Origin of the sequence: Williamsia sp. (assembly GCF_016462415.1) — a bacterium.
In the GTDB taxonomy this organism is placed as follows: Bacteria; Actinomycetota; Actinomycetes; order Mycobacteriales; family Mycobacteriaceae; genus Williamsia_A.
On the sequence record NZ_JAEMTF010000005.1, the window covers coordinates 87,907 to 102,379 of the forward strand.

The window sequence follows — 14,473 nt, forward strand, 5'->3', positions numbered from 1 at the left end:
CGCGCTCGCCGATGTCGGGATAGCGGCGACGGTGCTCGACGACACCGCCCTCGCCGCGATGCGGGCTCGCATCACCTCCGGCGCGGTGTCGGCCGAACCCGTCACCGACAGCGAGCGGGTACGCCCGCTGCGCGCTCACAACGGCGCCTACATGATCTACACCTCGGGCTCCACGGGAGTGCCGAAGGGCGTCGTGGTCACCCACACCGGGCTCGCGGGTGTCGCGTACACCCTGCGCGACCATCACCACTCGGATGCGTCCGCGCGCTGGCTGGGCATCAGCTCGCCCGCGTTCGACGCCGCGATGCTCGAGGTGCTCGGCACCTATGTCGCCGGCGCGAGGCTGGTCGTCACCCCCGCCGACATCGTCGGAGGGGAGGAACTGGCCGAGTGGATCACCGCGCACGACGCGACCCACGCGTTCCTGGTGCCGTCGGTTGCGGCGTCGATGCCGGACCCGGGCGCGGTGTCGTTGACGCATCTGCTGGCCGGCGGCGAGGCCGTCACCGATGCCGAGATGCGCCGGTGGGCGGGTGACCGGTCGTTCTACGACGCCTACGGCCCCACCGAGACGACCATCATCTGCGTCACGTCGGATCCGCTGCACCCCGATGATGCGGTGCCGTTGGGGCAGCCGATGCCCGGAACGGGTGCGGTCGTCCTCGACGAGCGTCTGCGGCCCGTGCCCGTCGGTGTCCTCGGCGAGCTGTACCTGTGCGGGCCGTCGCTGGCCCGGGGTTACCACGGGCGTCCGGACCTCTCGGCCGAACGCTTCGTCGCCGCCCCCTTCGGGCCGGCCGGAGCGCGGATGTATCGCACGGGTGACCTCGTCCGACGCAGCCGCGCCGGCGACATCTTCTACGGGGGCCGGTCGGACTTCCAGGTCAAGCTGCGGGGTCAGCGGATCGAGCTGGGGGAGATCGAGTCGGCGCTCATGGGCCACCCGCAGGTCCGGCGGGCCGTGGTCGTCGGCGTGGGGGACACCGCCGTCGAGTCGCTGGCCGGATACATCGAGGTGCCGCACCCGGATTCGGTGGACGTGGCGCAGGTGCGTGCACACGTCGCCTCGGTTCTCCCCGCGCACATGGTGCCCTCGTCGTTGACCGTGCTGACGGTCATGCCGCTCACCGCGGTCGGCAAGATCGACCGGAGCGCACTGCCCGCGCCCGCACCGATCACGGCGGTCGACGAGGTCGTCGAGGTCCCGGCCGACGACGACGAGCGCACCGCGGTCGCGATCATCGCCGAGGTGCTGGGTGTCGCGCCGGAGACGCTCGGCGCCACCGACGACTTCTTCGCCGTCGGCGGCAACTCGCTGTCGGCGACGCGGGTCACCGCCCGGGCGACGGACGCCTTCGGTGTCCGGGTCGGGGTCCGCGACCTGTTCGAGGCGCCCACCGCGCGAGACCTGGTGCGCCGCATCCGGTCGAACGCACCGATCGCCGACGTGCCCGTCCTGTCCACCACCGTCCCGTCGGCCCCCACAGTGCGTCCCGAGCACATCCCGTTGTCGGTGGCGCAGCAGCGGATCTGGTTCCTCAACCGGTTCGAGCCCGAGTCGGCGGCCTACAACATCCCGATGATCCTGCGCCTGCGCGGAGGGCTCGACCCGACCGCGCTGCGCGACGCGATCGATGACGTCGTGGCACGCCATGAGGTGTTGCGCACCACCTACCCTGAGGTCAACGGCCGGGCCGCGCAACGCGTTCACGCGCTCGATGACGCGCGGTCGATGCTGGTGTGGGCCGACGCGGGAGTGTCCGATGTCGCCGACACCGACGTGACGGCCCTCGTCACGTCCTTCGTCACCGCCGGCTTCGACCTGTCCGTCGACCTGCCGATCCGGGCCCGACTGATCCGGGTCGGGCCGGATCACCACGTGCTGGCCCTGTCGATGCACCACATCGCCGTCGACGGACAGTCGCTGCGGCCGTTGATCACCGACCTGATCACCGCCCATCACGCCCGCACCGCCGGAGTGGCCCCCGAGTTCACCCCGCTGCCGATGCAGTTCGCCGATGTCGCACTCGCGCAGCAGGAGACACTCGGTGCCGCTGACGATTCGGGGTCGGTGCTCGGTGGCCAGGTCGCCTACTGGCTCGACCACCTCGCCGATCTGCCCGACGTGCTGACGCTGCCCGCCGACCGCCCCAGGCCGGCCACGGCGACGCAGACCGGCGGTCGCATCCGCTTCGACCTGCCGGCCGACCTCGCCGCCCGCATCACCGTTACCGCCCAGGAGCGCGGGGCCACCGAGTTCATGGTCGTGCACGCGGCACTGGCGGTGCTGCTCGCCCGCCTGTCGTCGAGCTCCGACATCGCCGTGGCCACCCCGATGGCCGGTCGGGGACAGGCCGCCCTCGACCCGATGGTCGGCATGTTCGTCAACACCGTGGTGCTGCGCGCGACCGTGGAATCGGGCCGTCCGTTCGACCGGTTGCTCGACGACATCCGTGCCGTCGACCTCGACGCGTTCGCCCGCCCCGACGTGTCGTTCGAGTACCTCGTGGAGCGGCTGCGTCCGACCCGCTCGGAGGCGTTCGCCCCGCTGAGCCAGGTCATGTTGTCGGTCGAGCACGGTATCGGGATGGCGGGCGGCTCGGGCCCGAACGCCCAGGCGACAGACACCCTGACGACCGACGGACTGCAGATCGAGCTGCTCGACCCGGGCACACCGCCGGCTCGACTCGACCTCGCGGTCACCGTGGCCACGACCCCGCGCGGACAGGCGTGGAACGCCGAGATCGTCTATGCGGCCGATCTCTTCGACGAGTCCACCGTGGCCGGCTTCGCCGACCGACTCCTCCGGATCCTGGACGCGGCGACGTCGGCGGGTTCGACGGTCGTCGGCGACATCGAGTGGACCTCGGCCGCCGAACGCGACGGCCTGCGCGCACTCGCCCGCGGCGGCGACGTCGGGCTGCCCGACGAGACGATCGCCGAAGCCCTCGTCCGACAGAGCGCGTCGACTCCCGACGCGCAGGCACTCGTCTCGCCCGACCGGTCGCTGACCTACGCCGAGATGTCGGCGCACACCGCGGTGCTGGCCCGACGGTTGATCGCCGCCGGTGTGGGCCCGGAGACCGCGGTCGGGATCCGTATGGCGAGGTCGGTGGAGATGGTCGTCGCGGTCCACGCGGTCATCACCGCGGGCGGGCAGTACGTCCCCATCGATCCCGAGGCCCCCGCCGACCGCGTCGCCTCCATGCTCGACACCGCCGGGGTGCGCGTCATCCTGGCCGGTGGGAACGACCCCTACACGCCGACGTCCGCCGACGTGCGCGTCCTGACCGTCGACCTCGGCGCGGACGGCGCGGGCGACCCGACCCCGATCACCGACGCCGACCGGCTCGCGCCGTTGCGTCCCGACCACGCGGCCTACACCCTGTTCACCTCCGGCTCGACCGGACGGCCGAAGGGCGTCACCGTCTCGCACCGCTCGGTGATGAACCGGTTGCGATGGGGTCTGGCGACCTTCCCGATCGGCGCCACCGACACGGTGATCCTCAAGACGCCGTACACGTTCGACGTGTCGGTGCCGGAACTGTTCGCACCGGTGCTCACCGGCGCACGCATGTACATCGCCCGGCCGGGCGGGCACACCGATCCGGCGTACCTCGCCGACGTACTCGCCGCCGAGCGGGTGACCTCGGTGCACTTCGTGCCGTCGATGCTGTCGGTGTTCCTCGACGTCGTCGCACCGGAGGCGCTGGCACGACTCACCGCACTGCGGTACGTGTTCGCCTCCGGAGAGGCGCTGCCGGCCGGCGTCGCCCGCGGTGTGCGCGCGGCGCTGCCGTGGGCCGGACTACACGATCTGTTCGGACCGACCGAGGCGGCCGTCGAGGTCGCCCACGCCGACCTGCACACCGTCGGGGCCGTGGTGCCGATCGGTCGACCGATCTGGAACACCACCACGCGGGTGCTCGACGACCGTCTGTGCCCGGTGCCGACCGGTGTCGCCGGCGAGCTCTACCTCGGTGGTGTCCAGGTCGCCCGCGGGTACGCCGCCCGCCCCGACCTCACCGCCGAGCGCTTCGTACCCGATGCCGACGGCGAGCCCGGCACCCGCCTCTACCGGACCGGCGACCTGGTCCGCCGAAACGCCGCGGGCGAGCTGGAGTACCTCGGACGCACCGACTTCCAGGTCAAACTGCGCGGACAGCGCATCGAACTCGGCGAGATCGAGTCGGTCATGGCCGCGGTGCCCGGGGTGGTGCACGCGGCCGCCACGGTGGTCACCGCGCCCGGCGGCGCACAGCACCTCGTCGCCTACCTCGCAGGCCCGGCCGCGACCGACACCGCGACGGTGCGAGCGGCCGTCGAATCGGCTCTGCCGGAGTACATGTGGCCGTCGCTGTGGATGCCGGTCGACGACATCGCGCGCAGCAGTGCGGGCAAGCTCGACCGCCGGGCGCTGCCGCAGCCGGACTTCGGACGCCTGACGAGCGGGTACGTCGCGCCGGCCACCCCCGACGAACGGGTGATCGCGGAGGTGTTCGCCGCCGTGCTCGGCGTCGACCGGGTGTCGGTCACCGAGTCGTTCTTCGCCCTCGGCGGCGACTCCATCATGTCCATCCGACTCACCTCGCTGCTGCGGGCCGCCGGATTCGTGCTGACCCCGCGGATGATCTTCGAGCACCGCACCGTCCGGGCGCTCGCCGCCGCCCGCGAGGTCACCGCCGTTCTCGCCGAACATCCCGGCGGCGCACGGGGACCGGTCGCGATCGGACCGTCGATCCGGTGGATGCTGGACCTGAGCGACTCGCCGTCCGACCACGCCGATTTCTCCCAGTCGGCGGTGCTCGCGCTGCCCGCCGATCTCACCACCGACGACCTGCGGACCGTCGTCGCCGCGGTCGTCGACACCCACGCGATGATGACCGCCTCGCTGCGCCGCACCGACGGCGAGTGGCGCCTCGTCGCCGGCGACGGAACCGCGCAGGACGTCCTCGTCCGCATCACCGACGCGACCGGACCCGACACCGCCACCGACATCCGTGCCGCCCACGCCGAGGCGTTGGCGAGCCTCGATCCGCAGGTGGGACGGCTCGTGGCCGTGGTCGGCGTCCGCTCGGCCACCCCCGGGGCGCCAGGACGCCTGGTCGTCGCGATCCACCACATCGCCGTCGACGCGGTCTCGTGGCCGACGATCATCACCGGGCTCGTCACCGCGGCATGGCAGCGCGCCGCCGGCGAGACGATCACGCTGCCCACACCGGGCACGTCGATGCGTCGCTGGGCGGATGTCCTCGCCGAACTCTCGACGCGTGAGCACGAGACACCGCTGTGGCTGGCGCATCTGGCCGGGTCGTCCGGCGAGGCCGCCGACCGGCTGCGGATCGATCGTTCCCGCGACCGGCAGTCGACCGTCATCACCGTCGGCGTCGACGTCGACGCCGCGGTGGGCGAGCAGGTGTTGACCGCGATCCCGCAGGCGTACCGGACCGGCGCCGACACCGCGATGATCGCCGCTCTGGCGCAGGCACTCTCGGGCGCCGAGGCCGACGAGCGGGTGTCGATCCTGCTGGAGAACCATGGCCGCGAGGAGCAGATCGCGCCCGGCGCCGACCTGTCCGGCACCGTGGGCTGGTTCACCAGCTTCGTCCCGCTGGCGGTACCGGCCGGTCCGGGCCGTCCGATCACCGCGACCGTGAAATCGGTGAAGGACGCCATGGCGCGGATGCCGGACCGGGGTATCGCGTTCGGGCCCCTGCGGGCCCGGCACGATTCCCCGCTGCGCGACCACGCCCTGCCACCGGTGAGCTTCAACTACTTCGGCAACGTCGCCGCCGCAGCGGATGTGGCCGACGGCACCGGTGCGCTCCTGCCCGTGACCGATGCACCCGACCTGCCGCCGTCGATCTCCGGGGCGATGGTCGCCACCGCGGCGCTCACCGTCACCGTCAGTGCGGTCCCCGGACCGACCGGGCGCGTACTGCACGCCGAGTTCGCCTTCCCTCGAGGCCTACTCGACACCGAGCAGGTCACCGCGATCGCGGAGCGCTGGGGCGACGCCCTGACCGAGATCGTCACCCACCTCGCGACGGTCGGGGACCCCGGGCCCAGCGAGACCGACCTCGCCTCGACCGGGCTGACGCAGGACGAGATCGACCGGCTCACCGCCGAGCACCCCGGGTCGATCCTGTGGCCGCTGACCCCGTTGCAGGAAGGTCTGTTCTTCCAGGCCGAACTCTCCGGTGGCGCACGCCTGCACGAGGACCCGGCCGGCGGCCGCAGTGACGATGCAACGGTGGCCCCGGACGTCTACGTCACCCAGTCGACCATCACGTTCGGAGGGGACGTCGACGCCGCGGGCATGCGTGCCGCCGCCCGCACCCTGCTCGCCCGTCACCGTGTCCTGCGGTCGTCGTTCGTGCGCACCGACTCCGGTCACGCGGTCACCGTCGTCGCCCCTGTCGTCGAACCGGACTGGCGCGAGATCGATCTCGCCGACCCCTCGCCGTCGGATGCCGCCGACCGGATCGCCGACCTCGCCCGCGACGAGTTGAGCCGACGGTTCGACCTCGCGACCCCGGGACCGATGCGGTTCGTCTGGGTCCGCCACCTGATCACCGATCCCGCTGACCCGGCGGCCGCACCGCAGGCCGGTGCGTCGTTGATCATCACCGCACACCACCTGCTGCTCGACGGGTGGTCCGCCCCGCTCGTCCTGGCCGATCTCCTCGCCGCGCACAGCGGTGGGACGGCCCTGGCGCCGCCGTCCGACGGCGCCGACTTCGCGGTGTTCCTGGACTGGTTGTCGCGGCGGGACACCGCGGCGGCGACCTCGGCGTGGCGGACCGCCCTGTCCGCGGTCGACGGCCCGACCCTCGTCGCCGCCGGTGCCCGCCCCGATGTCGCGCACCCACCGCGCGGTCGCAGCGTGCACCTCGACCCGCGCCTGGTCGGCGCGCTGACCGCCGCGGGGCGGGCCGCGGGGGCGACCACGTCGACGGTGCTGCAGGCGGTCTGGGCGATCCTGCTGTCCCGTATCACCGGTCGCGACACCGTCGTGTTCGGCGAGACCGTGTCGGGTCGGCCACCCGAGATCGACGGTGTGGAACAGATGATCGGCCTGTTCATCAACACGCTGCCCGTCGCGGTCACCGTCGACCCCGCACACACCCCGGCCGACCTGCTGGCGCAGCTGCAGCAGGACAAGGCCCGGGTTCTCGATCACCACCATCTCGGACTGGCCGAGATCGCCGCGGCCGCCGGCGAATCCGCTCTCTTCGACACCCTGGTGGTCTTCGAGTCCTACCCGGTCGACGCAGCGGCGGTCGGCGACGGCTCCCGGGCCGCCGGACTCGACATCCGTGGCGTGAGCTCGGCCGACGCCACGCACTACCCGCTGAGCCTCATCGTCGTGCCGGACGGTGATCGGATGGCGCTGACCGTCAAATACCTGCCCGCGGCCTTCGACGACGACCAGATCGACGTGTTCGCCGACGCACTGGTCACCCTGTGCGAGCAGATCGCGTACCACCCGACGACCCGAGTGTCCGATCTCGCGTTGTCGTCGCCCGCCGTGGCCGCGCGGGTGGATCGGTGGTCGGCCGGTCTGCGGACCCACGACGAGGCCGTCCGAGACGCATCGGTCCCCGGGCGGATCGACGCCCAGGTCGCGCGTACGCCAGATGCTCCCGCCCTGCGATACGACGACCGCGTCGTGACCTACCGCGAGTTCGGTGCCCGGGTCGCGACCCTGGCGCGACGCCTGATCGCCCACGGCGTCGGACCCGATGTCGCCGTCGGCGTGGCGATGAGCCGGTCGATCGAGATGGTGGTGGCGATCCACGCCGTCGTCGCGGCAGGCGGGCAGTACGTCCCGCTCGACGTCGATGCCCCGGCCGACCGCATCGGCTACATGCTGAGAACGTCACGCGCGGTCCTGGTGGTCTGTGCCACCGACGCGACACCCGCCGCGGTCGACGCCCTCGGCGCCGAGGTGCTCACCTTCGGTGCCGACGAGCCCGTCGACGACGCGGTCCGGCCCCTCGCCGCCTCGGAGCGACTCGGTGCGCGTGGCCACCACGACGCGGCCTACACGCTGTTCACCTCGGGATCGACCGGCCGCCCGAAGGGCGTCACGGTGTCCCACGCGGCGATCGCCAACCGGCTGCTGTGGATGCAGAGCGAGTTCGGGATCGACGCCTCCGACGCGGTCCTGCTCAAGACCCCGGTGACCTTCGACGTGTCGGTGTGGGAATTGTTCTGGCCGTTGATCACCGGCGCGACCATGGTCATCGCCCGTCCCGACGCGCATCGTGACCCGCGCCGGCTCGCCGACGTCGTCGCCCGCGCCGGCGTGACCACCCTGCACTTCGTCCCGTCGATGATGGCGGCGTTCGTGGCCGGGGTACCCGCCTCGGACGCCGTGGCGTCGCTGGCGTCGGTGCGGCGGGTGTTCGCCTCCGGCGAGGCGCTGCCCGCCGCCACCGCGCATGCGATGCGGGCGCTGGTGCCGGACGCGCAGCTGCACAACCTGTACGGGCCCACCGAGGCCGCGGTCGACGTCACGCACCATCGCGTCGTCGCCGGCGAGGTGTCGGTCCCCATCGGTCGTCCCGGATGGAACACCACCACCCGTGTGCTCGACGCCCGACTGCGGCCGGTGCCCCCCGGTGTCGTCGGCGAGCTGTACCTCGGCGGCGTGCAGGTGGCCCGCGGCTACGCGGGGCGCCCCGACCTCACCGCCGAGCGGTTCGTCGCCGACCCGTTCACGCCGGACCCGGGTCCCGGGGCCCCGGCGGGCGGCGCGCGCCTGTACCGCACCGGCGACCTCGTGCGCTGGAACACCGACGGTGAACTGGAGTACCTGGGGCGCGCCGATTTCCAGGTGAAGCTGCGCGGCCAACGCATCGAACTCGGCGAGGTCGAGACCGTGCTCTCCGCGGCACCCGGGGTCGTGCTCGCAGCGGCGACCATCGCCACGTCGGGCAGCGGTGACGAACACCTCGTCGGCTACCTCGCCGGCCAACTCGCAGGCACCGTCGACCTCGACGCGGTGGCCGCACACGTCGCGCGGTCACTGCCCGCCTACATGCACCCCACGACCTGGGTGGTCCTCGACGACTTCCCGCGCAACGCGGCGGGCAAGATCGACAGGCGGGCACTGCCTGCCCCCGACTTCGCGGGCGGCGACTTCGTGGCCGCGGCGTCGGCGACGGAGACCGCGATCGCGACGGTGTTCGCCGACGTGCTCGGGGCCGAGCGGGTATCGGTGTCGGACAACTTCTTCGAGATCGGCGGCAACTCCCTGTCGGCCACCCGTGTCGTCGCCCGCGTCGGTGAGACGACCGGGGTCGCCGTCGGACTGCGGGACCTGTTCGACGCGCCGACGGTGCGTGCTCTCGCGGCCCGCGTCGACGCCGCCGACACGGCCGACGCGGTGGCGACCGTTCCCCTCGTCGCACGACCGCGGCCCGATGCGATACCGCTGTCGAGCGCGCAGCAGCGCATGTGGTTCATCAACGTCTACGACCCGACGACGCCCGCGTACAACATCCCGTTCGCGTTGCGGCTGCGCGGGACCCTCGACGTCGAGGCGTTGCGTGCGGCCCTGCGCGACGTCATCGGTCGCCACGAGACGTTGCGGACGATCTTCCCCTCGGATCCCGACGGCGTCGCGCGGCAGCACATCCTCGCCGCCGGTGCGGTCGAGGACAGCCGCTGGTGGGTCCCGGGCGACGTCGAGGCGTTGCCCGCCCGGCCGTTCGACGTCACCACCGAACTGCCGATTCGCGCCGGGGTGCTCGCGACCGGAGTCGACGACCACCTGCTGGTGGTGGTGCTCCACCACATCGCCTCCGACGGCGAGTCGATCGCCCCGCTCGTCGGCGACCTGGTCACCGCCTACGCCGCCCGCACAGCGGGCACCGAGCCCGGGTGGTCGGACCTGCCCGTGCAGTACGCCGACGTGACCCTGTGGCAGCAGGAGGTCCTCGGCGGTGTCGACGACCCCACGTCCGCGTTGGGTCGCCAGATCGATTTCTGGCGAACGCGACTCGCGGGCCTGCCCGACGTGCTCGACCTGCCCACCGACCACCCGCGCCCGCCGGTCGCGTCGCTGCGCGGTGCGATGGTCGACGTCGTCGTACCCGACGACGTGCTGCGGGCCGCCGACGACCTCGCCCGCCGCCACGACGCGACATTGTTCATGGTGCTGCACGCCGCACTGGCCGCGGTACTGGCCCGCTTGTCGGCGACCACCGACATCGCCATCGGCACCCCGGTGGCCGGTCGTGGCCGGGCCGAACTCGACGGCCTCATCGGCATGTTCGTCAACACGCTCGTGCTGCGCACCGAGGTCGATCCCGACGCCGACTTCGCCACGCTCGTCGAAGTCGCCCGCGCAGGCGACCTCGACGCCTTCGCCACCGCGGACGTGCCGTTCGAGCACCTCGTCGACGTCCTGGCGCCGGTTCGGTCCGAGGCGTTCGCCCCGCTCACCCAGGTGATGCTGACCCTCGACCAGCGCACGGACCCCGCGGTGGACATGCCGGCGACCGAGTTGCCCGGGTTGACCATCACCCCGGCCGATCCCGGTACGCCCGCAGCACGTTTCGACCTCACCCTGGGGCTCGGAGCGGCCCGCGACGCGGACGGGGCCCTCACCGGTCTGGCCGGTCACCTCGTCTACGCCACCGACCTCTTCGCCCCCGACACCGCGGCGGCCGTCGTCCGCCGTTTCGTCGCGCTGCTGCGCGCCGGGGTCACCGATCCCCGTCGTCGCATCGCCGACATCGACCTGACCTCCGACGACGAGCGCCGCACCGTCGCAGGGTGGTCGGTCGGTCAGATCGTGGCCCTCGACCCCCGGACCCGGGAACAACAGACCCTCGCCGACGCGGTGTCACGCCAGATCACCGCGACCCCGTCGGCGACCGCGCTGGTCGTCGGCGACCGTCGCGTCTCCTACCGCGAGTTCGGTGCGCACGTCGCCTCGGTGGCCCGGTCGTTGATCGCCCGCGGCGTCGCGCCCGACGTGGGCGTGGGCATCTGCATGGATCGGTCCGTCGAACTCATCGTCGCCGTCCACGCGGTCGTCGCCGCCGGTGGTCGCTACGTCCCCATCGACGTCGACGCCCCGGCCGAGCGTGTCGACCACATGACCGAATCCGCAGCCGTCGCGCTTGTTCTCGTGCGACACGGCGACGTGCCCGGTGCGATCGACCGGTACGCGGGCGACGTCGTGGCCATCGACTGCGCGCACCCGCCGACCGGCGACGTCTCGGTGCTCTCCGACTCGGAACGGCTCGCGCCGCTCCGGCCGCACGACGCGGCGTACACGCTGTTCACATCGGGCTCGACCGGTCGACCCAAGGGTGTGACGGTCTCGCACGCGGCGATCATGAACCGCTTGCGGTGGATGCAGGCCCGGTTCCCGCGTGACGCGTCGGATGTGATCCTGCACAAGACGCCGGTGACGTTCGACGTGTCGGTGTGGGAGTTGTTCTGGCCGATGATGACCGGTGCGTCGATGGTGATCGCCCGTCCGGACGGGCATCGCGATCCGGCGTACCTGGTCGGATTGATCGCGGCCGAGCGGGTCAGCACCCTGCACTTCGTGCCGTCGATGCTGTCGGTGTTCGTCGAGACGGCCGCGGGCGGGCGTCGTCGCGGTGGCCGCCAGGTCGATCTGGCCACACTGCGCACCGTGTTCACCTCCGGCGAGGCGTTGTCGGCCACCGCCGCGAACTCGATGACCACGCTGGTCCCGACGGCCGAGCTGCACAACCTGTACGGACCGACCGAGGCCGCGGTCGACGTCACCCACCACGAGGTCGCCGCCGACGCCGTCGACGTCCCGATCGGGCGCCCGATCGCGAACACCACCACGCGGGTGCTCGACGACCGGCTCCGTCCGGTCCCGCCCGGGGTGGTGGGGGAGTTGTACCTCGGCGGAATCCAGCTCGCGCGGGGCTATTCCTCGCGACCCGACCTGACGGCGGAACGGTTCGTCGCCGACCCCGATCCGTCGCCGACCGACGGACCGGGCGCCCGTCTGTACCGCACCGGTGACCGCGTCCGATGGAACCGTCACGGCGAGCTCGAGTATCTCGGGCGCAACGACTTCCAGGCCAAGATCCGGGGCCAGCGCATCGAGCTCGGCGAGGTGGAGTCCGTGCTCACCGCCGTTCCGGGGGTGAGTCAGGCGGTCGCCCTGGTGATCTCGGCCGCCGGTGGGGACGACCGCCTCGTCGCCTACCTCGTCGGTTCCGACCCGGACGCGGATGTGGCGCAGGCCGCGGTGTCGCGCTCGTTGCCCGCCTACATGCGGCCGACGGCGTGGGTGGTCCTCGACGCGATGCCACTGAGCCCGGCCGGCAAGATCGACCGCCGTGCGCTGCCGGCACCCGACCCCGTCGTCACCGGCGAGCACGTCGCACCGGGGTCGCCGACCGAGACGGTGATCGCGCAGGTGTTCGTCGACGTGCTCGGTCTGGCCGCGGTGTCGGTGACCGACAGCTTCTTCGACCTCGGCGGGAACTCGCTGTCGGCGACGCGTGTCGCCGCGCGCGTCGCCGACGCCACCTCGACCGGTATCGGCGTCCGCGACCTGTTCGCCGCACCGTCGGTGCGGCAGTTGGCGACTCGCGTGGACGGCGCCGACCGCGTGCGGCTCGACACGCCGACCGCGCAGACCCGGCCGGATCGGATCCCGCTGTCGAACGCGCAGCGGCGCATGTGGTTCATCAACTCGTTCGACACGTCGTTGCCGGTCTACACCATCCCGGTGGCGCTGCGGTTGCTCGGACCGCTCGACGTGTCGGCGCTGACCGCGGCGGTCGGGGACCTCGTCGCGCGCCACGAGACGTTGCGGACCGTCTACCCGCAGACCCCGGACGGCGACGTGTGGCAGATCATCCGCGCCGCCGACGACGCTGTCGCACAGATCGACTGGGCCGTCGTGTCCGACGCCGAGGAGGCGTTGGCCGTCACCGCGCTCGGTTTCGACGTCACCACCGACCTGCCGCTGCGCGGCCGGCTCGCCGTCACCGGCCCCGACACCGCACTGCTCGTGCTGGTCGTCCACCACATCGCCGCGGACGGCGAATCCGGTCCGGTCATCGCCCGCGACCTGCTCGCGGCCTACCGGGCTCGGAGCGCGGGTGACGCACCGACCTGGGAGCCGCTGCGGCTGCAGTACGCCGACTATGCGCTGTGGCAGCACCGCGCGCTGGGTCACGACGCCGACCCCGGTGGCGACGCGCCGGCGGCCGCAGCGGTGCGTGCGCAGCTCGCGTACTGGGACACCCAGCTCGCCGGGGTGCCCGCGTTGCTCGAGGTGCCGACCGACCGCCCGCGCCCACCGGTCGCGTCGTCGCGTGGTGCGAGCGTCGAGTTCACGATCCCGGCCGAGGTCGCGCAGGCCGCGAGCCGCGTGGCCCGCGGGCGCGGCGTCACCGACTTCATGCTGGTGCACGCCGCCCTCGCCGCGTTGCTCGCCCGCCTGGCCGCCACCGACGACGTGGTCGTGTCCACCGCGGTGGCCGGTCGCGGACACGCCGCGCTCGACGATCTGGTCGGCATGTTCGTCAACACCCTGGTCCTGCGCACCCGGCTGACGGGGCACGACCGCTTCGTCGACGTGCTCGACGAGGTCCGCCGTGTCGACCTCGACGCCCTCGGCAACGCCGACGTCCCGTTCGAGGAGCTGGTCGACCGGCTCGACGTCGTCCGATCCGAGGCGTTCGCGCCGCTGGCCCAGATCGTGTTGACCGTCGCCGAGGAGGACGGCGCCGCGGGTGCGGTGACCGTGGACGGGTTGACGGTCGAGCCCGTCGAGACCGAGGTGGCCACGGCCAAGGTCGACCTGACCGTCGGGATCGTCACCGGCGGGACGGGGGCCTGGCGCGGCAGCGTCGTCTACGCGACCGACCTGTTCGACGCCGCGACCGTGCAGCGGTTCGCCGGTCGGCTCGTCGAGGTGCTCGATGCCGCGGTGACCCGACCCGAGATCCCGATCGGCGACATCGACATCATCGACACCGCCGAACGGGACGCCGTCACACCGCACCCGGATTCCGTTGCGGTCGAACCGATCCTGCTCGCCGACCTGCTCGCCGGTGCGGCGTCGCGCCGCCCGGACGGGATCGCCGTGGTCGACGATCATCACGCTTTGACGTTCGCCGAGCTGGACTCGCTCAGCTCCGCCCTGGCCCGTGACCTCGTCGCGCGCGGCGTCGGGCCCGAGGACGTGGTCGTCAGCGCTCTGCCCCGCACCGCTCTCGTGCAGGTCTCGCTGTGGGCCATCGCGAAGGCCGGGGCGGCGTACGCACCCGTCGACCCACGCCACCCGGCCGACCGCATCCGCCGGATCCTCGCCGGCAGCGGTGCGCGTGTGGGTATCTCGGTCACCGACGCGCCCGTCACCGACGCCGGCGTCGACTGGCTGACCGTCGACACCGCCGCGCTGGGCGCTCTGCAGGCGCGGATCGCCCGCGGCGAGGTGTCCGACGCCCCG

General features: G+C 72.5%; 1 protein-coding gene (cut by a window edge). It reads left to right on the forward strand.

Annotated features, from left to right (window positions below; translation table 11 throughout):
• On the forward strand, positions 1-14,473 hold part of the coding region annotated (locus JHC79_RS02405) for a non-ribosomal peptide synthase/polyketide synthase (protein WP_296388268.1) (this coding region is incomplete at its 3' end). Its footprint begins 18,176 nt before the window's first position; 14,473 of 32,649 annotated nt are visible.